This is a genomic window from Streptococcus infantis (assembly GCF_000963255.1).
In the GTDB taxonomy this organism is placed as follows: Bacteria; Bacillota; Bacilli; order Lactobacillales; family Streptococcaceae; genus Streptococcus; species Streptococcus nidrosiense.
Window position 1 is genome coordinate 61,673 of record NZ_JYOV01000005.1, and the last position, 22,643, is coordinate 84,315.

The following is a 22,643-nucleotide window of genomic DNA, read 5'->3' on the forward strand; positions in this document are numbered from 1 at the left end:
GTTTGGACAGTTATTACAGTAGTTTCTTTAATATTCTGCAATAATTTCCACAAAATCTATACTTCCTCAACAGTATTGCTTGAGTTTGATAGATTCTATTCGTCTTCTTTTTTCTTTCCCATTGCAGCTAGACCAAGAAGTGCTCCTACAGCTCCCAAGCTTGCAAGGGTAGCAGTTTCTTTAGCGCCTGTTTCAGGGAGAATATTTTGACGATTTGCAGGTGCTTGATAAGTCTTATCTGGTGATATTGCCTGAGCCACTTGCGACTGTTCATCCTTGTGTGTAGCGACTTCATGAATAGCTGCTTCTGAACCATTTACACCACCAGTAAATCCTGGAACTTGATGGATAGGTGCTGCTCCACCAGGAACTCCTCCTTCAAAGTTTGGAACTCTGTGGACAGCTGCTTCAGAGCCATTCACACTACCAGTAAACTCTGGTACTTCATGGATAGCTGCTTCTGAACCATTCACACCACCAGTAAACTCTGGTGCTTCATGGATAGCTGCCTCAGAGCCATTTACACCACCAGTAAACTCTGGTACTTCATGGATAGCTGCTTCTGAACCATTTACACCACCAGTAAACTCTGGCACTTCATGGATAGCTGCCTCTGTTTTGCCTGATTCTTCTTTCTTAGTTCCGACTAGCACAATCTCATCTTGTGCTGCTTCAAGAACTTCGCTAAGTTTTTTAGTACGGCTTCCATCTGGTGCTACTTCTGTTAAGATACGTTCCTTGCCTGCGCGACCTACCTGAGTTACGCGAGTTTCACCTTCTGGAAGAGTTGGATCTTCTCGTTTAACAGTCTTGAAGTTGAGAACTTCTTCTACTACCTCAAGGCTTGGTTGACTAAAGTTCAATTCTTTAACACCTTCAGTCGGAAGATTTGAATGTTTTTCTTCCTCTTTCGGAGTTGCTTGAAGCTGGTTGATAGAAGTTAGAGCTGCTTGCAAGGCCTTATCAACTGCATCCTGACTTTTAGCTGCTTCGATAGCAGTAAGAGCCTTTTCTGACAACTCAACTAGTTTCTTCTTAGCTTCTTTATCGCTGCCTAGTTCCTTGCTCTTGTTTTGAATGGCTTCTGCCAAACTTGCCATAGCCTTATCATAGTCAATCTTAGGCTCTTCCGGCTGTGCTGGTGGCTCTGGTTTTGGTTCCTCTTTTGGAGTCGCTTGAAGTTGGTTGATAGAAGTTAGAGCTGCTTGCAAGGCTTTGTCTACCGCATCCTGAGTCTTAGCTGCCTCAATAGCAGTAAGAGCTTGCTCTGATAACTCAACTAGTTTCTTCTTGGCTTCCTTATCATCACCTAGTTCCTTGCTCTTGTTTTGGATGGCCTCTGCCAGACTTGCCATAGCCTTATCATAGTTAGGCTCTTCTGGTTGGGCTGGTTGCTCTGGTTTTGGTTCCTCTTTCGGAGTTGCTTGAAGCTGATTGATAGAAGTTAGAGCTGCTTGCAAGGCTTTGTCTACCGCATCCTGAGTCTTAGCTGCCTCGATAGCAGTAAGAGCTTGCTCTGATAACTCAACTAGTTTCTTCTTAGCTTCCTTATCATCACCTAGTTCTTTGGTCTTGTTTTGGATGGCCTCTGCTAGACTTGCCATAGCCTTATCATAGTTAGGCTCTTCTGGTTGAGCTGGTGTTTCTTCGACACCGTAGTTTTCTTCCTTATCAAGGATCGTTTGCAGGGCTGTAGCTGTTTTGAGAACTTCTTGTGGTTTAGCATCACTTGCTGAAAGTTGCTCTGATAATTTGTCCAAGTTTGACTTGAAAGCTTGACGTGCCTCTGGAGTGTTCTTCAAGCTTGTTTGGTCAAATTTATCCAATTCATCCTTCCAGTTCTTCATAGTTTGAAGCAACTCTTCTTTGGTATAAAGAGCACTATCTTCTCCATGAGTGATAAACTGGTCAACTTGGATACCAATATTTTTCGTAGTATCATTACGTTTTGGATCCAATTGCAAGGTTACAGCATGCCATCCCTCTTCAAGTCCTGTTAGACGAACGAGAGTCTGATCACCTTGACGTGTGGCAGCTGTACCACTGAAGTACTTCTTACCGTTGTATTCAGACGCATTACCTAGACCATCTTGATACTCGACTCTTCTACCGTCTAACGTCACCTTGTAGATACCATGACCTGGGTCTACAAAACCTTTAATTTCTAAACCTGTACCGTAGAAGTAGGCTGTTACACTAGCATTTTTCTTTTGCTCTTCCGTTAAACGACCAAATGACGCCCAAGACTCAGTGTTTTGGTATTTACCTGATGAATTGGTTTCATGGTGCCAACCTGGGCTATAGTCAAGTTGACTGGCCTGATCATCATGACTGACTTGATCTTTTTGAAGCAATTCAGCTTTCATCACTCGAATCGTCGCTTCTGAAGCAAAGCCAAGCAAAGCCTCATCTGAAGCACTCGTCATTTTCACTTTGAAGTCAAAGATAGAGTCAGCTTGCTCCGTAAAGTCAATTGTTGGAATTGTCAAAGTCTTTTCTGTTTCACCTTCTTGGAAGGTCAAATCAGCTGTTGTATCCTTATAAACCTTACCGTGAACCCCTGTTCCTGGTTCAGTCACGACATGGACTGTTGCAGCTCCTTTGCTACCACCAACACGTTTAATGGTTACAGTAACTGGTTGGCCTTTTTGAACTTCATAGGTAGTTTCTTTCAACTCAAACATACCTTTACCAGCATTATTGAGCGTGTAGATACCTTCAGTTGCAATAGCTTTGCCAGTTTTGTTGACGAGTTTGATGGTGTGTTCACCTGGAGCCAAGTCATCTGTTTCATAAACCATCTGGCTACGTTTACGAGCCGCATTATTAGTTTGTACGTCTGCAACCTTTTGACCATCCACATAAACTGACATTTCACCGTGATTTGGATCCACTGTAGATACGACATAAGCCTTAGTTCCATTGAAACGGTAGGTTACGCTAGCATCTTTTTGATTGGTCCACATGGATGTTCCACGGACACCTTCAGATTCGTCATACCAGGTTGTATTTGCTTTATCAGCTGTTGTATTTGAATGGTAATCCAAGCCTAGAGGATAGCCGTCTGTTTTTTCGATACTACTTGGTGTCTTATAAACAGAGAAGTTTGTCAAAATAGGAGTTGCTTGTGAATTCGTGATAGTCACACGAATCTTTTGTGCTTCCACAGGTTGACCTTGGACGAGACGACGATAACCAACAGTCGAACCTTCTCCATATGGAACCCAGCGACCATTGAGCTCAACTTCAACCTTAAATCCAGAGATGCGTTGACCTTTAGCAATATCTTCTTTGAGTTCGACTACGTCAAAGCGTCTCTTTTGACCGAGATCCACAGTAAATTCACCTGTCTTGGCATCATTTGACAATGCCCAACTAGTATCATCCTTACCATCTGTTAGGTTGCTTGCTTGATACAAGTGATTCTTACGAGTAGAGCTTGCAGTGACAGTTCCTCCCTTGGCGAAGTCAGTCGCATACATTTGATCCAAGGTTGCTCGGAATTCTTGCAAGCGAGCGACGTCTGCGTCTGCGAATTTACCTTCTTTATTTGGTGGAATATTGAGGAGAAGTGGCGTTCCACGACCAACAGACTTGAAGTAGATATCCATCAAATCTTTGATTGATTTTGGTTGTTGATTGTCATGGTAGAACCAACCTGAACGAATAGAAACGTCTGCTTCACCGACAGAGTACATATCTCCTTCTGGGTCTCCATGGTTGAGATATTCATTCTTCACATCGTCAGTGATCTTAGCTTTCTTAACCTTATGCCAAACTGGATCTCCAGCGATACCACGTTCATTACCGATCCAACGGACACTTGTTGGTTGAGCAGAGAAGATAGCGATATCTCCTTCAGCTTCCTTAATGTACTTGAACCATTCGTCAAAGGTGTAGGTTACTTTTTGAGCTCCGCTACCACGCGCTCCATCCATCCAGACTTCGATAAATTTACCATTATTTCCGTATTTAGGATTGCCAAGGATTTCCTTGAGCTGGTTGAGGTAGTATTCGTTGTACTCTTTTTCAGTTGAAACATGATATTTAGGGTTATTGGCATCCCATGGTGATAGGTAAACACCCATATTCATGTCATATTTCGTTGCTGATTTAGAGATTTCTTCGAGAAGGTCACCTTTACCGTCTTTCCATGGACTTGCAGCTACCGTATGGTCTGTGTATTTAGATGGATAAATCACAAAACCGTCGTGGTGTTTGACAACCATGATTGTTCGTTTGAATCCAGCATCCTTCAAAGTCTTAATCCACTGGTCTGTATCAAGGTTAGTTGGGTTAAAGTTTTGAGGATTTTCTCTACCGTTACCCCACTCAGAGTTGGTATAGGTATTCATACCATAGTGGATGAAGGCAGCTAATTCTTCTTTATGGTAGTCCAATTGGGCCTTGCTTGGTAGTGGTCCATAGTTTCCAATTTCTGTTTCTTCGTCTTTTGGATCCACTACTGGAGTTGCAGGAGTTACTGGTTTTGGATCTTCAATTTTTTCGTATTCAAAAATAACTTGGTTCACTCCTTTATGTTGGATTGTTGCTTCTTGGCTTGCCTTGACTGCACGGTAGCCTGCAATTTCTTTGGCTTGGAATCTGTGAACAAAGGAAACTTCATATTCTTTACCATCGTTATTATCCACAGTCGCAGTTGCTAATTCTTGGTCGGTACCTTTCAAACGATAATGAACGTCAAAGGAACCTTTATTGACCTTATAAACAACCTTGATAACGCGAGTTCCTGCAGGAGCCTTGCTCACAACACTATAATCATCTTCCCAAGCGTCTTTTAGTTGCTTATTGACAGTTTTGCCGTCAATCGATACAATCTCATATTTTTCTTTATTCTTCTTGAAGAAGTCAGTCTTTTCAATTTCTGTTTTATAGTTATAGTCGAACTGAGTTCCAACTTCTGTCTTTTCAACAAAAGTATCGTTTTCTTTGACTGGATTATCATTTTGGTCTAGGTGTTCGACAACAACTCGTCCATAATCAACACCTTCAAGAAGAGTCGCTACACCACTTTCATCGAAGGAATATTTGTTTTCACCGATAACAGCTGTCTTATTTCGAAGCATTTCTCCCTCTGGAGTGAAGTAATAACGATTGCCGTTATCGCCTTGATACCAACCTTTAACACCGTATTTGTCAATGATTTCTTTGACCCATGCTAATTGTTCTGGTGAGAGGACAAGCCCTCCTCCAAAGCGATCTTTTTCAGCAATGTTTGCATTATCGACAGTTCCACGTTGGTGGATCCCAATGACCTTACCATCACCGTTGATAATTCCACCACCTGAAAGACCTGATACAGAAGTCAAACGATAAGTGACACCAACTGTTCCCTTATCATCATACTTTTCAGTACCTTTAACAACACCGTCCGCCTTATACAATTGACCTGGAACAATTGGTTCCTTCAATTCTGGAGAAGTTGAATCTGTAGGGTAACCGATGATGCTAACAGGTTCTCCAGCTTTGTATTCTCGATGTTCTGCTAAAGGAGTAAAGGTAGCTGCCTTATTTGGACTTGCAATTGAAAGTGGAACTGGAGCTACAACCAAGGCTAGGTCATTCTTATAGCCTTCACCGAATTTTTCTTTATTCCAGAAATGAATATCCTTTTCCTTGAACAAAACAGTATTTCCTGAGCTTGGCAAAGAATTATTCTTAGCAGTATTTGAACCTACATTGTAGTAGAACTTAGCCGTATCACCACCACGGATAGATCCCGCATTAGTATCCGCATCCTTGACTAAGAAGTTGTGGGCCACTGTCAAGATGACATTTGGAGCAACAAAGATACCTGAACCTGAGTTAAGGTATCGCTGACTACCGCCATTGGCCAAAGGTGAGCTAAAGATTGAATAAACCATAGTAGCAGATGTAGCTGGTTGACCGTCATAATTGATATGCTTAAGGTCTTGTCCGCCATTGATAATGGCTCTATTTTCTTTTCCAGCTTCAGATGGAGCTGCTTCTGTAGGTTTCAAAATGCTCTTAGTCTCTACTTGTGGACTTTCTTTCTCTGAAACAATAGCTGCAGTATCCATTTTTTTCACTGGTGTATCAGGATAAGCACGATCAGGGATTTCTTCAGGGAGTAAATCACTAGCCACTTCAGCAGTTTTTCCTTCCTCTGCCACCTTCTCGACAGCAGGTTCTGTTTTTTCAGTTACTTCTTCTTTGACTGCTTCTTCTTTTTCATGATCTACATCTGCCACTTCTTTTGCTTGACTATCTACTTCAAGTTTTGGTTCTGTCACAAGTTCACTAGCCGCAACATTACCAGATGCAAAAAAAGCAAGACCGACTGCTACAGAAGCAACACCAACAGTCAGTTTACGAATACTAAATATTCGACCTTTTTCTAAAAAATATTGTTTCATCAAATACTCCTAATCTTCTAGAGCAGTCAGCTACTGCCCAAGCCCAGCTTTAGCTGGCGACATTTTTTGTTTGATTCCCTAGCTTAAAATTCTTTCTCTGAGCTATTTATTTTGAGTAAATATAAGGTTGTAGAAATCGCTTACATTTTCTAAAAAATAAAATAATGCTTCCTTTAGCAAGAATTTTTCTAGAGTTTTCGCATTATTATAAATATACTATGTTATATTAAAAAATGCAAGGGTTTTCAAAGTTTTAACTAGATTTTTACTAAATGATTATTTTACTGTTTATGACTAAAAAATCCTAAATTGGCAAGGCCAACTTAGGATTGTTTTGTTTTGAAGTGATAGTAAGCTCCAAGCATACCCGCAGTATTTTGATGACGCGCAAATTCTAATCTTGTTTTTTCCGCTAAACTTGGAACAAGCGCATCTTTCAGAGCTGTACGAATTTTCGGTTTCAAAATCGCTTCCTGCCCCATAATACCACCACCTAGTATAACAACCTCTGGATTGGCAACATAACAAATGTTAGCAAGACCTTTCCCAAGATAGTCTACCATACGGTCAATTCCCTCCATACAGAGTTTATTGCCTTCTGTAGCTTCTTTGAAAATTCTACGACCATTCCAATGGGCTACTTCTTCACCATGAGCCTTAGCTACATACTCGACCAAGGCAGTTGTAGAAGCTAAATCTTGGAAGGCTCCATCTTGCATATGCATATAGCCAACTTCACAGGCAGAATTACTAAATCCATGGAAAATCTGGCCGTCAATGATTAAGCAACCGCCGATACCTGTTCCGATGGTTAAACAAAGCGTTATTCCTGCACCTTTTCCAGAACCAGAAACAGCTTCTGCTAGCCCTGCACAGTTGACATCATTTTCAATTTCACAAGGAACTTGGAAACTTTCTTCAATTTCTTTTTTAAATTGAGTCCCTGCATAGTTTGGGATCTGTGGACCAGCATAGAAAATCTCACCCTTATCAGGATCAACCATTCCCGCTGAGGAAATAGCCACACCAGCCACTGGTCCTTTTTCTAGATAGCTAGCTACGATATCTTTTGTTTTCTGTAAGATATGTGGACCGCCCTTATGAGCCTCAGTCGCTACTTCGTGAGACTCAACAAGTTGTCCATCTTGGTCAATCAAACCATATTTGATATTAGTTCCACCAATATCAATTGCAACGTAATTAGTCATAAAGCCTCCTATTGATTAGAGGAAACGCTCCTTAGTTTCACGAATCAATTGAGCAGCTGCTTCTACAACTGGACGATCTTCTTCGGTCACTGGTGTAAGTGGAGAACGAACTGATCCGATATTAAGTCCTTCATTGATTTTCAAGACTTCCTTGATAACGCCGTACATGTTTCCATGTGCAGCAGTCAATTTACCAATGATAGCGTTGATTGCATATTGCAATTCACGCGCTGTTTCTAGGTCTTTATCCGCAATCAATTGGTTGAGTTTCAAGAAGAGTTCTGGCATAGCACCATAAGTACCACCGATACCAGCTTTAGCACCCATGAGACGACCACCGAGGAATTGTTCATCTGGACCATTAAAGACGATATGATCATCACCACCAAGACTAACAAAAGTTTGGATATCTTGAACTGGCATTGAAGAATTTTTAACACCGATAACACGTGGGTTCTTCAACATTTCTGTGTAAAGACTTGGAGTCAAAGCAACACCTGCCAATTGAGGAATGTTATAGATAACATAGTCTGTGTTTGGTGCTGCTGCACTAATGTCGTTCCAGTATTTTGCTACTGAGTACTCAGGCAAACGGAAGTAAATTGGTGGGATTGTTGCGATAGCATCAACACCCAAGCTTTCTGCATGACGAGCAAGTTCGATACTGTCTTTAGTATTGTTGCAAGCCACGTGAGCAATGATTGTCAATTTACCTTTAGCAACAGCCATGACTTCTTCCAAGATCAATTTGCGATCTTCTACACTTTGGTAGATACATTCACCTGAAGAACCGTTGACATAAAGTCCTTGAACACCTTTATCAATAAAGTATTGCACCAAGGCACGAGTACGTTCTGGGCTTACTTCGCCCGCATCATCATAACATGCGTAGAAGGCAGGAATGACGCCTTCATATTTTTTTAAATCTGACATAGATTTCTCCTAAGATTTCTTATTATCTGCTCTGAACAGATGATTTTTTACTATTTTAGTATACACCTTGTGAAAAGCGCTTTCAATACATCCAAGCCACTTAGATTTTAATTTCTATTCATCTCCCATAGCTTTTCATGTTTGAAAGTAGTTTCATATCATTTTCAATCTGCTTGATATTTAGCAAACAATTTTTCCATTAATCCAGCTTGGCAAAAGGCAAGAAGACCAAAGCCAAAGAGTAGAAATGCTGATCCACCGAGCACTAGAGTAAAGCCCGATAGATAGAGAAGCATAATGATTAATAAAATAATCGCAAGCATCAAGAAGAACCACACGAAGTTAAAGCTAACTAAGAGCAAGCCCTTTTGAAGAACTTCTTTCCAAGTCAAGTCATAGCGTGCTGCAATTGGATAACTAGCCAACATCACTAGGGTTAAAAATATCAGAATTCCCAGGCAAATGGCCTTAATTAGCTGAAAGCCTAGGCCTGTTTGCCCCCAGAATAGAGACAAGTCAACTACACTAATTAGAAAAATTCCTAGTTCCAACAAACCTAACTGGAGACCTAATTTCAAATTCTGCTTAAAGGCTCTCATATACGTTTTAAAAACAGGAACTCGACGACTACCCTTAACTTCGAAGATTGTCTGATAGAGACTGATTTTTGCTACTCCGATTGTCACAATAGGCAAACAAGACACAACAAAGAGTAGGTTAACCGTCACGATATCTAAAACCTTCTCACAAAATCGCATAAGAAAGTTATCCGTATCGAATGCCGCTTTTATCAATCCAGATCCTTTATGTGCCATTGTTTGCTCCTCCTAACTGACTAATCGATTAAAATTTTAAATAAGTATTTGCGAACTTTATCTTCCATACCTGCATAGCCATTAGGCTGATGAGGTTCACCTGGGAAAAAGACTGCAAAATTGTGATATCCCAACAAGAGTGGGTATTGTTCATGACAATGGACAAAGCCAATATCACTGGCTTCATCAAAGGCTACAGCCTCATCTTTAACGCGAGAACCATAGCTAGAGTACTCATGTCCTTCAACTAACAAATGCAAATCTGCATAGTTTTTATGATGCTCAAAGCGATCATTTTCTTCTTGGTTGAGAACATTTTCCTGTACAACTAAGAAAACCTTATCTCCATCAATCTCGTATTTGCCTAATTCAAAACTATCTTTACGATGCTCATAGAGATAATCAATGGCCTTGTCCAGATTAGGATGAATTCCCTTGTAAAAGCTAATGTTTTTTAAATCATCAAAAATCATAGTAATTTCCTTTACCTGATTGTTACCTTCAGACATACGATGTCTAGCCAGTAAGTTTATAAGTGTCTAACAAAACTTCATGAAGTAAGCAACTCCTCTCCATTTTGTAGACACTTATATATCCTGTATTCTCTTAGTCTATCAACTATACTGCTGCATACTGATAAACAGATTGTACTATATTCAATTTTCGCAGAGTACTATCCTTTGACTGCTCCCATAGTAATCCCTTGAGTGAAGGATTTTTGGAAGACAAGAAAGACTGTTACGATTGGTACAGCTGCAAGGGCAGCCCCTGCCATGATCAAACCATAGTTAGTTGCCATCTCGGCCTGCATAGTCGCAACCCCGAGTGAGATGGTCAAGTTTTGACGTGAAGTCAACATTACCAATTGCATGAAGTAGTCATTCCAAGTATTGATGAAGGTAAAGATTGCAAGAGCTGCAAATCCTGGTTTCACAATAGGGAAAGCTACGCTCCAGAAAGTACGAATCTCGCCGCATCCATCGATTTTAGCAGATTCGAGCAATTCTGTCGGAATGTTCTCACTGAACTGTTTCATAAGGAAGACCCCAAATGGCCATCCAATCAAAGGCAAGATAACTGCCCAAAGAGTGTCATGGATTCCCATGAAGTTGACGATACGTACCAATGGTACAAGGACAACTTGTTTTGGAAGAGCCATGGCAGCGATAAAGATTGCAAAGAGAATGCGTTGACCATAGAAACGTTTCTTAGCCAATACATAACCTGCTAGTGAAGAGGTTGCACAAACCAAGAACATGGTTACCAAGGAAATGAACACTGAGTTCCACATCCATTGCAAGGCTGGGTTTTGCACCATCAATTGTTGGAAGTTCTCCATGGTTGGAGCTTTAGGGAACCATTGTGGTGGAATCATAATGGTATCTGGTTGTGATTTGAATGCACCTGTCAAGATCCAGTAGAATGGGAAGATAAACAGTACAGTCAACAAGAGCAAAATGATTGTTGAAATAACAGTAAAGGCTGTTAATGGTTTCTTTTGTTGTGTAGGTTGCATAGCTGTCTCCTTTCCTTAGTATTCTACATCGTTTCCGAGGATCTTGAATTGAGCGAAGCTGACAAGGGCAATCATAACTGCCAAGAATACACCAATAGTATTGGCATAGCCATATTCAGTCAATTGGAAGGCTTTTTCGTAAAGGTAGTACATAAGTGTACTTGTTGAGTAGTTTGGACCACCAGATGTCAACAATTGAATCAAGGCGAAACATTGGAATGAGTTGATGGTTGTGATGATTGCAATATAGAGAGTTGTTGGAAGGAGGCTTGGCCATTTAATCTTCCAGAATACTTGGAACTCAGTCGCACCGTCAACACGAGCTGCTTCTACAAGTGAGTTATCAATATTACCCATTGCAGCGATGTAAAGAATGATTGGTTGACCAACTGATGTCGTCAAAAGGATAATCATAATCGCCATCAAAGCCCAGTTTTTATCTCCCAACCAAGAAATGTTTTGGCTGATGATGTGGCTTGACTTAAGCACGAAGTTCAAAATACCTGATAGTGGATCGTAGATCCATTTCCATACTACTGTTACGGCAACACTACCTGTTACAACAGGAAGGAAGAAGACGAAACGGTAGAAAGATCTAGCGATGGCATTTTGTTGGTAAGTTTGTGATGCTACAAAGAGCGAGAAGAGTACAACGACTGGTACAGACCCGATAACCAAGATTACGGTATTAATCAAAGATTTTGTAAAGACAGGGTCTTTAAACATACGGATGTAGTTGTCCAAGCCCACAAACTCAAAGCTAGTCATCGAATAGTTGAAGAAACTTGTGATGAAGCCCATGATCATTGGAGCTAAAACGAAGACGGTAAAGAAGATTAATACTGGTGCTAGGAATGCGTAGGAAATAATAGTTTCCCGCATGCGAATTTTATTGATTTTCACAGTCGGCACCTCACTTTCACATAGTTTTGTTTTTTTGACTGTTATCTGACCCTGATCTAAAATCAAAATGAAATTTTTCTAAGATTCGTCAATGTAAAAACTTCATTTTAATTTTGACCTGTCAGTTGCTTCTATTTCAAACAAAAGTCCCCCTTTTCATACACAGATATGCTCAGGGAAAAGGGGGGAACTCAGTTTTTATTTAGGGCTTATTATTTAGCTGCTTTTTTGATTGTTTCATTCGCTTTTTCAGTGAATGCTTTCAATGCTGCAGCAGGTTGTTCGTCACCATTTGATACAGCTTGCAACATTGGGAACCAAAGTGTTCTCATTTCAGCAAATCCGTCGATTGTGTTGTAATATGGTGAGTAGTATTGAGTCCAGCTACCGATTGTTTCCATACGTTTGTCATCATAAAGTTTTCCAAATGAAGTACGAACTGGGAATGCACCTGTACGAACTACGTCTTTAGGACCCCATTCTTTGTCATCTGCGATGAATTGGATGAATTTCTTAGCTGCTGCGACTTTCTTTTCGTCTTTGTTGTTAAATACTGCAAATCCGTTTACAAGGTATTCAAGAGCTGGTTTACCTGAATCAGATGGGAATGGTACTTCTACCACTTCAACTTTACTTGCTTCCAAAAGTTTAGCTTGGATACCATTTTGAGCTGGTGCCCAAAGGATTGTGTAAGAAGTTTGACCGTTCGCAAAGTTTTGGATGTCTGCTCCACCGTCAAATTGTGAACCATTGTTCAACAAACCATCTTTGATCCAGCTAGATGCTTTTTCAAGACCTTTAACGAATTTAGGATCGTCAGTTGTATATTTAGTTACTTCTTTATCAGTTACAGAACCGCCATAAAGGTTAGCGATGAAGGCACGTGTTCCTTGGTCTCCCCCTTGACCTGAACTGAACAATGAACCTGGTGTATATCCTTTATCTTTAAGCGCTTTCAAAACTTTTTCAAAGTCATCAGTTGTCCAACCTTCTTTTACAAGGTTTGCAACTCCTGCATCTTCCAACATTTTCTTGTTCATAGCCATGTAGAATGGTGCAGAACTGATTGGATACATGTAAGCTTTATCACCAGCTTTACTTGCTTGGATGATGTTTTCGTTGTTGACATCTTTTACAAATTCATCTGTAAAGAGGTCGTTCAACTCAGCCAATTTACCATTTTTACCGTATTGGATGATACGTCCTGGTGCGTCAAAGAGAACGTCTGGCGCAGTTCCTGCTTCGATTGCTGTTGTGATTTTTTCTGGACCAGATTTGAAGTCGATTGTTTCTAGTTTAACTTTGATATCTGGATTTGCTTTTTCAAAAGCTTCGATGATAGATTTTTCATAAGTTCCTACACCGTCACCAGTTTTTTCTTGAGTAAAGACTGGGAATGCCCACCAAGTGATTTCTGTTTTTCCTGAATCACTTGCAGCATCTTTTTTAGCGTCTGATTTGCCGCAAGCAGCAAGAGATAGAACTGCAGCACCTGCAAGTACTGTACAAGCTAGTTTTTTAAATTTCATTTGTATTCTCCTAAATGATGATAAGCGTATCCGAATCGGATAATGAGTAATGTCGACTTTGTATACGTTTTCATTTTTCCTACTAATCAACCACTCTCCTCGTTTTTTATATTGTGTTATTTAAGACCCGCAACAAATCGTTCCGTAATCTCTTTTGGTCTAGTAATAGCGCCACCAACTACGATACCTCGCACTCCGTAACCTAGGATTTGCTTAGCTTGTTCTGGTGTGTGAATTTTTCCTTCAGCGATGACGTCCACCCCTGCATCACAGAGTTTCTTGATGAGTTCAAAGTCTGGGCCATCCACTTTTGGACTGTAAGAAGTGTAACCTGACAAGGTTGTTCCGACAAAGTCAATTCCCGCTTCAACTGCTGTTAGACCTTCCTCAAAGGTACTTGTATCAGCCATCAAGAGTTGATTTGGATATTTTTCTTTGATCTGACGGATAAATTCTTGGATCTCCAAGCCATCATGACGTTCACGTTTGGTACAGTCAAGAGCAATGACTTCGATGTCAAGAGCTGCTAGTTCATCTACCTCTCTCATAGTCGCTGTGATGAATGGTTCCTGTGGTGGATAATCACGTTTAATAATTCCGATAATCGGAAGTTTAGTGACCTCTTTAATTTCCTTGATATCTCGAACACTGTTTGCTCGGATACCGACTGCACCACCTTGTTCAGCTGCTTTTACCAACAAGGGGATAACTCCTCCCGCTTCTGTGTAGAGCGGTTCATGAGGAAGTGCCTGACAAGAAACGATGATTCCATCTTTGATTTGTTCAATCAAGGCTTCTTTACTAATTTGTGGCATCTACTTTCCTCCTTTTCTTTTCCTTTGTGTTTATGTGACTATTATAGCTTATTATTAAAGCGCTTTCAATAACTTGTGCTAGAATAGATTGGAGTTTCAAAACAATTTTATGCAACAGTTTCTTCTGAAAGTAGTTTCAGGGACCTAAAATCTATCCCAACACCTCTTAAATCTTGAAACCAGCCCTTTTTTCTCGCAAACATGAAAGAAAAAAGGCCGTAACAAATTTTCGTTACGACCCTTTCTAACTAAGATCTAGTTTCACTAAGGAAACCATCACTTTCAACTATTTGACTAATCTTCTTTTCTCTTTCCCAAAGCAAACATACCAAGGAGCATCCCCACAAGCCCTACAGAAGCAAGGGCAGAGGCATCTTCACTTCCTGTCTTAGGAAGAACATCTTGACGAACTGCAGGTGCTTGATAGGTCTTATCTTGTGCCATAGCCTGAGATACAATAGACTGCTGACCTTTGTGATCTGGATCTTTATGGCCTGCTCCTTCTGAACCTTTGGTGCCAGCTGTAAATCCTTGGTTTTCTGTCGGTGCGACGTCATTCTTCACACTGCCCGTGAATGCTGGGACTTCATGCACAGCTGCTTCGCTACCATTGACACCACCCTCAAATCCTGGGCTTTCAGGAGTTACAGGACTATCAGCGCTTACTCCGCCTGTGAATTCTGGGACTTCATGCACAGCTGCTTCTACACCATTCACACCACCTGTGAATTCTGGAACTTCATGCACAGCAGCTTCACTACCATTGACTCCACCAGTAAATTCAGGATTTTCAGCAGTCGCAGCTTCTACACCATTCACACCACCTGTGAATTCTGGTACTTCGTTAACAGCAGCTTCACTACCGTTGGCAGCTCCAGGAATACCTGCTCCTTCAAGACTCACTGGAAGATTGTGCATACTCTCGATTGTTCCAGAAGCAAGTCCAGTTATTTCTTGACCAAGATCTGACTTGTCTATTGTAAATAGAAGAGTCTTAGTATCATACTGGGTCATGAAGTTTACTTTTTTACCATTTGCCAATTGAAGTGTTGGGATTTTGTTAACCAAAACTTCTGAATCAAACTCTACTGCAAGAATTCCTGGCCATTTTTCAATAACATTTTTAACTTTGGCTTCTTTAGGAGAAATTCTTTCCTTCGTTAAGAAATCCCAGTTGAATTTCTTGAAGGATAGAGTATAAGGATTGCCACCAGTTTCATGATGTTCATACAAGAGACCAAATTCTTTTGGTCCAATCTGTTGAAGTGAGTTATAGGCATATTCCCCTTCTTGAATCAAATGATGATGCAGCCAAGTCAACTCGCCATCTTCTTCTACGCGAGCCACTCGAATGTAACCATTCTTACGACCTGGGCCATTGGCATTTGCTAGAAGGATATATTCCTTACCATCTTGAACCGTATGAGTCGCTGCCATTTGAACATAGACATCTGGTACATCATAGCGTGCTACATAGTTGTCCCATGTAATACCACCATCATTACTTGTCGCAACCTGCAAATCACCAGTCAAACCACGCATAAAGAGTTTCAACTGACCATTGTTCAGCTGAACAACAGAAGATTCCGTATTTTGAGCGTAGTAATTGTTCATGTTGCTTGAATCAACTACTGTACCATCATAAAGTGTACGGTTATCATTGACACCGCCACCCATATGCCAAGTCTTACCATGGTCATCTGAGTAGATAATACGAGATGATTGAGATCCGTTGAGGTGGTTGGTTCTATTCGTCGTATAGACAGGGACGACAATACGACCTTTATGAGGTCCATTCTGGAGGGTAATGCCCACTCCAGGTCCCACACCTAAGAATTTCATCCAATCAGCTTTGACCATTGGGGTAATATCTTGTGGTGCAGACCAAGTCTTACCGTCATCATCACTGTAAGACATCCATAGGTAGCTGTCTTTAGCAATTCTAAATGGAGAAGTTTTATTGCTTGTAAAATAGATATTTCCTAGCAGTTGCTCACCCTGATAAAGATCACCTTTATCGCTATAAGCCGGCTTGACTGGATTTACAACAACACGGTAATCCGTTGCCTGACCATCTGGTGTGTAGACAACACCATTTTCACGAATGGTATAGGCCCCATTTTCTCCTTCACGGTAGAGAATTTGGTAGGTTTTCCCATCAATTTCTTTATAGGCTTCCTCTTTTTCAGCTGACATCCCAAAGATACCTTTTCCTTCTGGGAACATATCATAGACTGAAAAAATGCGTTTGGTTTCAGTATCTTGGGCTAAAACCATATCGATATTTACTGGTGAACCAACAGATGGATCAGTAGCTTTTGGATTGTCACGTAGATTCGTAAGAGTGATACGATCGCCCCATGTTTGACCCTGATCCTCACTTCGTTTGACGACCATACCGATATCGCCCCAGTCATAGTGGTGCAATCGACGTTCGTCAGCTCCAGCAATCAGAGTTCCCTTGTCAGTCTTAAGGAGGGCTGGAATACGATAGCTATTAATACCATCTGGATTTGACTGCCCATTTTTACCAGCTTCAAAAACATCCTTTTTATCTGTTATCTCAGCTCCTTCTGGAAGCTTTTTCTCTAATTCGGATCTTTCAAATAGGTAGCTACGATTTTGAACTTCTTCTGGACTCAAGGCACGATCGTAAACAGTTAGATTACGAACTTGTAAACCTGCCCCCCAAACCATACTTCCTGCACGATTTGTGGAACCAATTTGCATATGATTCACATCAGGCATATCTTTGATAAAGCGTCCCGATTTCTTACTTGTTCGTGACAAAACTCCGTTTACATAGAGACGAACTTGTCCATCTGGAGAATCTGCACTTGGTCTTTCAACTGTAAAGGTTACTGAGTTCCACTGACCTGGTTTGACAGTTAATGGTGCGTCTGTGTATCTATCATAAAATTGATCGCCGTTTTGATCGCGGCCCTCAATCAAGGCAACGTTGTTGTAAACAGCCATGGTGAAATATTCATTTCGAACCGTATCACTTGAGACTGAGAAAAGGTTGTAAAATGCTGGCGCAGAAGCATCTGGTTTGAACTCCATATGAACGGTCGCATTTTGAAGTTGTTTCAGTTTGCCCAATTGCTCTGTCAGATCAATTCTATTGCTATTTGCAGCATTAGTCTCTACATCTTCCTTTTCAAGAACAGTATTGACATTTTCCAACTCTCTAGCATAGTAATCACGTGGAAGCGCAGCTGGATCTTTTTCGGTTTCTCTAGTTGCTTCTGTCGTTTCTGCTGTTGCAGTTGTTTCGGCCGTTGCAGTTGTCTCTGTTCCAGTATGTGCTTCTGTAGATGCATGTGTGACTGTATCTACCCCATTAGACTCTGGCGCAGTCTTTTCAGCATCTACTGCTTTTTCTACCTGATCCTTCTCTACTCCTAGTTCTGTCGTTTCCTTATTGGTAGTTGTTGATTCTTGTGCCAATACTGGCGATGCACCAAAAACAACTGCTCCAATCACTACTGAAGCGGCTCCTACTGTAAATTTGCGAATTCCGTATCGTTGTTTTCTCTCCAACTGATTATGCTTCATCTTTCTTCCTTTCATTTTCAAAAATAAAGCGCTTTCTTTTTTGCTTAAAATTTTTAGCCATCTGACTAAATGACAAAAATTACTTTTTCACGAATGGTTACACTCGCTCTTTCAAATTTTCTCTCACTTAACGACCCATCGTTAACTAGAGTCTCCTACTCCTTTCAAATTTCATCTTATTCTCATTATATAATAAATTTCCCTATTTTAAGATAGATGAATATAGAACAGATTTCACTTTCAATTTTTGAAACCTAAACTCAGACATTTGAAACTACTTTCGGGTACTTTGGATTTTTTCAAACAGAAAATTGCTTCATTCGGTTGAATCGTTTTTTTATTGAACTTTATCTCAAACTTATACTCAATGAAAATCAAAGAGCAAACTAGGAAGCTAGCCGCAGGTTGCTCAAAACACCGTTTTGAGGTTGTGGATAGAACTGACGAAGTCAGTAACACATATACGGTAAGGCGAAGCTGACGTGGTTTGAATTTGATTTTCGAAGAGTATTAACTATTTGACTCCTGATTTATCTAGATCAAAAAGGCCGTAACTAGTTCTAGTCACGACCCTTTCTAATATAAGATCAAATTTCTCTATGAATTTCGTTGATTTTAACTATTTCATTGATCTTCTTTTTTCTTGCCCATGGCAAACATACCTAGGAGCATGCCTACAAGTCCTAGAGAGGCGAGAGGAGCAACAGCTTCACTTCCTGTTTCAGGAAGAAGCTGCTGACGAGCAGCAGGGGCTTGATAAGTTTTATCTTCTGCCATAGCCTGAACCACAATTGACTGTTCTCCCTTATACTCTGAGACCTCATGGACAGCAGCTTCAGCACTGTTTACACCACCTACATAGGCTGGAACTTCTGTACTCGCAGCTTCTAGCCCATTGACACCGCCTGTATATTCTGGCACCTCTAACTTAGCGGCCTCTACTCCATTAACACCACCTGTATACTCTGGCACCTCTAACTTAGCGGCCTCTACTCCATTAACGCCACCTGTGTACTCTGGAATTTCTAACTTAGCAGATTCTACTCCATTGACGCCACCTGTGTACTCTGGAACTTCTAACTTAGCAGATTCTACTCCATTGACGCCACCTGTGTACTCTGGAACTTCTAACTTAGCAGATTCTACTCCATTGACGCCACCTGTGTATTCTGGAACCTCTAACTTAGCGGATTCTACCGCATTGACACCACCTGTATATTCTGGCGCTTCTAACTTAGCAGATTCTACTCCATTGACGCCACCTGTGTATTCTGGAACCTCTAACTTAGCGGATTCTACCGCATTGACACCACCTGTATATTCTGGCGCTTCTAACTTAGCGGATTCTACTGCATTGACGCCACCTGTGTACTCTGGGGTTTCTAATATAGCGGATTCTACTCCATTGACACCGCCTGTGTACTCTGGGGTTTCTGATGTAGCTGCTTCCACACCATTGACGCTACCTACGTACTCTGGAACTTCTAACTTAGCGGATTCTACTCCATTAACACCGCCTTCGAACTCTGTACTTTCTGCCTTAACTCCTTCCTCACCATTGACTCCACCTTCGAAGACTGGAACTTCATGAACGGCAGATTCCCCTTTTGAGCTTTCTACTAAACTACCTTCTGGAACTTCGTGGACCGCTGCTTCTTCGCCGTTCACACCACCTTCAAAGGCTGGCACATCATGAACGGCTGCCTCCTCACCGTTGACGCCACCTTCGAATTCTGGGACTTCATGAATAGTTCCTGGTGGATTTTCTTCAACCTCTATTTCTGGAACTTCATGAACAGCCGCTTCTTCGCCGTTCACACCACCTTCAAAGGCTGGTACATCATGAACGGCTGCTTCCTCACCGTTGACGCCACCATCAAAGGCTGGATCCTCATGAACTGTACCTTCACCATTGACTGCACCTGTAAATTCTGGAACTTCATGGATTTCTGCTTTTGCACCATTTTTCCCACCAGGGACTCCTGCACCTTCAAGACTTACAGGCAAATTATGCATGCTCTCAATTGCACCATCAATGATTTCTGTAATTTCTTGACCAATATCTTCCTTGTTAACTGCGAAAAGCAATGTTTTTGTATCGTATTGCGTCAAGAAAGTCGCAAAGTTCCCATTTGCCAATTTAAGAACTGGTGGTTGATTCACCAATACTTCAGAATCAAATTCTAGAGCAATGACATTTTTGCTCATCTCCACAGCATTTTTTACAGTTGCTTTTGTTGGAGCAATTCTATCCTTGCTTAAGAAATCCCAGTTGAATTTCTTATAAGACAAGGTGTATTCATTTTGAGTGGCAGTCGCATGCTCATAAAGCAAGCCAAATTCGCCATTTCCAAGATCTTGCAATGAGTTATAAGCAAATTTACCACTTTGAATTGGATTATGTTTTAGCCAAGTTAGGTCTCCATTAGCTTCCACACGTGCTAAGTGTACCAAACCATTGTAACGTCCTGGCCCACCTGCATTACTGAGGATGATATATTCCTTACCATCTTGTACGGTATGAATGGCAGACATTTGAACGTAGACATCTTTGACATCTGAATAGCGTTTTACATCTTTTTCCCAAGTTGCTCCACCGTCTTTACTTGTCGCCACTTGAAGATCACCTGTCAATCCACGCATGAAGAGTTTGAGATCCCCATTATTCAACTGAACAACTGTTGACTCAGTATTTTGAGCACCTGGATTATTCATAGTTGAAGAGTGAATTGTTTGGTTACCTACTGGACGGTTATCATTGACCGCTTCACCAGCGTGCCAAGTTTCACCATGGTCATCTGAGTAAATGACGCGTGAAGACTGGGAGCCACTTAGGTAGGATACGTTATTTGTTGTGTAGGCAGGAATAACCAGACGCCCTTTATGAGGTCCTGAGTGCAAGGCAATACCTGTACCAGGTCCAGTACCTAAGAAATGCATCCAATCCTTACGAATACCGTATGTAATATCTTTTGGTGCAGACCAAGTTTTACCATCGTCATCACTATAAGACATCCAGAGATAGTTGGTGTTTGAAACTCTAAAGATATTCTTGTCGCTATAATCGAAGTAGACATTACCAATCAGTTCTTCACCTTTATACAAATCACCCTTATCACTATAGGCTGGTTTCTTAGGATCAACTACAACACGGTATTCTGTCTTTCTATTTTCAGGGTCAAAGACTTCACCATTTTCACGGATTGTATAACGTCCTGCTTCACCTTTTTTGTACAGAACTTGGTAAACCTTATCTCCAATTTGCTCATAGGCTTGTGGTGCTTTTCCTGGTAAATCTCTGACAGCTTCACCTTCTACGAACATATCAAAAATAGAGAAGATTCGCTTAGTTTTCGGATCTTGGACTAAAGCCATGTCGATGTTAACTGGTGATCCCGCATGAGCTCTTCTTGCATTCTCATTGTCCCGAGGATTTGAGATGACAATTCTATCTCCCCATGTTTTACCCTTATCATCACTACGACGAACGACCATACCGATATCGCCCCAGTCAGAGTGATGCAAGCGTCTCTCATCTGCACCAGCAATTAAGGTTCCCTTATCAGTTTTCAGCAAGGCAGGAATACGATAGCTTGCGATACCATCTTTATTTGGTTTGCGGTTCTCACCACCTTCAAAAACATCCAGTTTATCAGTAACTTCTGCTCCTTCAGGAAGTTTCTTCTCCAACTCTCCTCTTTCAAAAAGTTGGCTACGTTTTTTAACTTCTTCTTGAGAAAGAGCACGGTCATAAACCGTTAGATTACGGACTTTAAGATTGGCGCCCCAGAAGTTTTTGCCTGTGCGTTTTGTTGTACCGATTTGTACATGGTTGACATCTGGCATGTCTTGGATGAAGCGACCAGACTGAGGACTTGTGCGCGACAAGACACCATTTACATAGACACGAACCTGACCTTTTGGTTGGTCAGCATTTGGTCTTTCAACTGTAAAGGTTACAGAGTTCCACTCACCTGGCTTAATTTTCAAAGGAGCAGTTTTATAATCACCATAGAATTGATTTCCATTTGCATCACGACCTTCAACGATAGCTGTGTTATCAAGGATGGCCATAGTGAAATACTCATTTACTTTGGTATCACTAGAAACTGAGAAGAGGTTGTAAAAACGTGGAGCAGATGCATCTGGCTTAAACTCCATATGAATGGTCGCATTTTGAAGTTTTTTAAGCTTGTCTAGCTCCTCCTTCATGTCAACTCTTTGACCGTTTGAAGGATTGGTTTCAACATCTTCTTTCTCTATAACAGTATTGGCATTTTCCAACTCTCTGGCATAAAAGTCACGGGGAATGTTTCCAACTTCTTCGTCTTCACTCTCTGTAGCTGGAGTTTCGTTTGATGCTACTGTTTCTGTTGGTTTTTCAGACCCTGGGTTTGCTTGCAATTCTTCACGGCTCACTTCTGTTCCCTTATCCGTTGCCGTTGCCAATTTGTCTGCGAGTTCCTTATCGAGATTCGTCAGATTTCCTGTCTCTACTTCCTTAGGCAATTCTGGCAAAGATTGCCCCGCTGTTTCACCATTCGTTGATGGCGCCTCTTGAGCCAAAGCCGGTGCAGCACCAAAAACAACCGCTCCAATCACTACTGAAGCTGCTCCAACTGCAAATTTCCGAATTCCATATCTCTGTTTTCTATCAAAATCTCTCTGATTCATGTTTTCCCTTCCGTTATTTTTTAAAAAAATAAAGCGCTTTCTTTTTTGCTTAAAATTTTTAGCCACTCAAACTAGCTGCAAATAAGAAACTGTATTATTGAATGGAATTGCCATTCTTTGTAAATGAAATGCTGTTGCACTTTTATAAACTCTATGTTAAGAATAAGCAAACAGCTAGACTCCTTTCATTTTTTATCTTAACCATATTATATAATAAATATTCTAAATTTTAGACTTTATAATCTATAATAGATTCTACTTTCAAAGATATTTAGAAGTTTCAAACCACCTGAA

Annotated in this window: 11 protein-coding genes; all 11 read right to left on the reverse strand. The window is 40.9% G+C overall.

The window, feature by feature from the left end; translation table 11 throughout:
• Window positions 1-95: 95 nt before the first annotated feature.
• The 11 genes from TZ96_RS01970 to TZ96_RS02025 all read right to left on the reverse strand — a co-directional run bounded on the left by TZ96_RS01970 (window position 96) and on the right by TZ96_RS02025 (window position 22,349).
• The gene (locus TZ96_RS01970) at window positions 96-6,398 is read right to left on the reverse strand and encodes an SIALI-17 repeat-containing surface protein (RefSeq protein ID WP_052696533.1); all 6,303 of its coding nucleotides are present in this window, start codon (window positions 6,396-6,398) and stop codon (window positions 96-98) included.
• Window positions 6,399-6,721: 323 nt separating this feature from the next.
• Complete coding sequence (locus tag TZ96_RS01975; RefSeq protein WP_045762682.1) at window positions 6,722-7,606, reverse strand: ROK family protein; 885 nt, start codon at window positions 7,604-7,606, stop codon at window positions 6,722-6,724.
• Window positions 7,607-7,621: 15 nt separating this feature from the next.
• Complete coding sequence (locus TZ96_RS01980) at window positions 7,622-8,539, reverse strand: dihydrodipicolinate synthase family protein (protein WP_016466210.1); 918 nt, start codon at window positions 8,537-8,539, stop codon at window positions 7,622-7,624.
• Between the two features lie 164 nt (window positions 8,540-8,703).
• Complete coding sequence (locus TZ96_RS01985) at window positions 8,704-9,354, reverse strand: YesL family protein (protein WP_045762683.1); 651 nt, start codon at window positions 9,352-9,354, stop codon at window positions 8,704-8,706.
• A gap of 20 nt (window positions 9,355-9,374) precedes the next feature.
• The gene (locus tag TZ96_RS01990) at window positions 9,375-9,827 is read right to left on the reverse strand and encodes a YhcH/YjgK/YiaL family protein (RefSeq protein WP_045762684.1); all 453 of its coding nucleotides are present in this window, start codon (window positions 9,825-9,827) and stop codon (window positions 9,375-9,377) included.
• 200 nt (window positions 9,828-10,027) lie between these two features.
• The gene (locus TZ96_RS01995) at window positions 10,028-10,870 is read right to left on the reverse strand and encodes a carbohydrate ABC transporter permease (protein ID WP_001183246.1); all 843 of its coding nucleotides are present in this window, start codon (window positions 10,868-10,870) and stop codon (window positions 10,028-10,030) included.
• Between the two features lie 15 nt (window positions 10,871-10,885).
• Window positions 10,886-11,752 (reverse strand): carbohydrate ABC transporter permease, encoded by an 867-nt coding sequence (locus TZ96_RS02000; protein WP_075227343.1) that lies wholly within the window; start codon window positions 11,750-11,752, stop codon window positions 10,886-10,888.
• A 233-nt stretch (window positions 11,753-11,985) separates the two neighbouring features.
• On the reverse strand, window positions 11,986-13,302 hold the full coding sequence (locus tag TZ96_RS02005; RefSeq protein ID WP_045762685.1) for an ABC transporter substrate-binding protein: 1,317 nt from the start codon (window positions 13,300-13,302) through the stop codon (window positions 11,986-11,988).
• 116 nt (window positions 13,303-13,418) lie between these two features.
• Window positions 13,419-14,117: an N-acetylmannosamine-6-phosphate 2-epimerase gene (locus TZ96_RS02010; RefSeq protein ID WP_001135656.1), complete on the reverse strand. Its 699-nt coding sequence runs from the start codon at window positions 14,115-14,117 to the stop codon at window positions 13,419-13,421.
• Between the two features lie 294 nt (window positions 14,118-14,411).
• On the reverse strand, window positions 14,412-17,675 hold the full coding sequence (locus tag TZ96_RS02015; protein ID WP_045762686.1) for an SIALI-17 repeat-containing surface protein: 3,264 nt from the start codon (window positions 17,673-17,675) through the stop codon (window positions 14,412-14,414).
• Window positions 17,676-18,299: 624 nt separating this feature from the next.
• The gene (locus tag TZ96_RS02025) at window positions 18,300-22,349 is read right to left on the reverse strand and encodes an SIALI-17 repeat-containing surface protein (protein WP_045762688.1); all 4,050 of its coding nucleotides are present in this window, start codon (window positions 22,347-22,349) and stop codon (window positions 18,300-18,302) included.
• Between the last annotated feature and the right edge of the window lie 294 nt (window positions 22,350-22,643).

Coding starts and splice junctions, on each gene's coding strand:
- TZ96_RS01985 (WP_045762683.1), bottom strand. CDS start 9,354: ATGGCACATAAAGGATCTGGATTGATAAAAGCGGCATTCGATACGGAT.
- TZ96_RS01995 (WP_001183246.1), bottom strand. CDS start 10,870: ATGCAACCTACACAACAAAAGAAACCATTAACAGCCTTTACTGTTATT.
- TZ96_RS02000 (WP_075227343.1), bottom strand. CDS start 11,752: ATGCGGGAAACTATTATTTCCTACGCATTCCTAGCACCAGTATTAATC.
- TZ96_RS02010 (WP_001135656.1), bottom strand. CDS start 14,117: ATGCCACAAATTAGTAAAGAAGCCTTGATTGAACAAATCAAAGATGGA.
- TZ96_RS02015 (WP_045762686.1), bottom strand. CDS start 17,675: ATGAAGCATAATCAGTTGGAGAGAAAACAACGATACGGAATTCGCAAA.
- TZ96_RS01980 (WP_016466210.1), bottom strand. CDS start 8,539: ATGTCAGATTTAAAAAAATATGAAGGCGTCATTCCTGCCTTCTACGCA.
- TZ96_RS02025 (WP_045762688.1), bottom strand. CDS start 22,349: ATGAATCAGAGAGATTTTGATAGAAAACAGAGATATGGAATTCGGAAA.
- TZ96_RS01990 (WP_045762684.1), bottom strand. CDS start 9,827: ATGATTTTTGATGATTTAAAAAACATTAGCTTTTACAAGGGAATTCAT.
- TZ96_RS01975 (WP_045762682.1), bottom strand. CDS start 7,606: ATGACTAATTACGTTGCAATTGATATTGGTGGAACTAATATCAAATAT.
- TZ96_RS02005 (WP_045762685.1), bottom strand. CDS start 13,302: ATGAAATTTAAAAAACTAGCTTGTACAGTACTTGCAGGTGCTGCAGTT.
- TZ96_RS01970 (WP_052696533.1), bottom strand. CDS start 6,398: ATGAAACAATATTTTTTAGAAAAAGGTCGAATATTTAGTATTCGTAAA.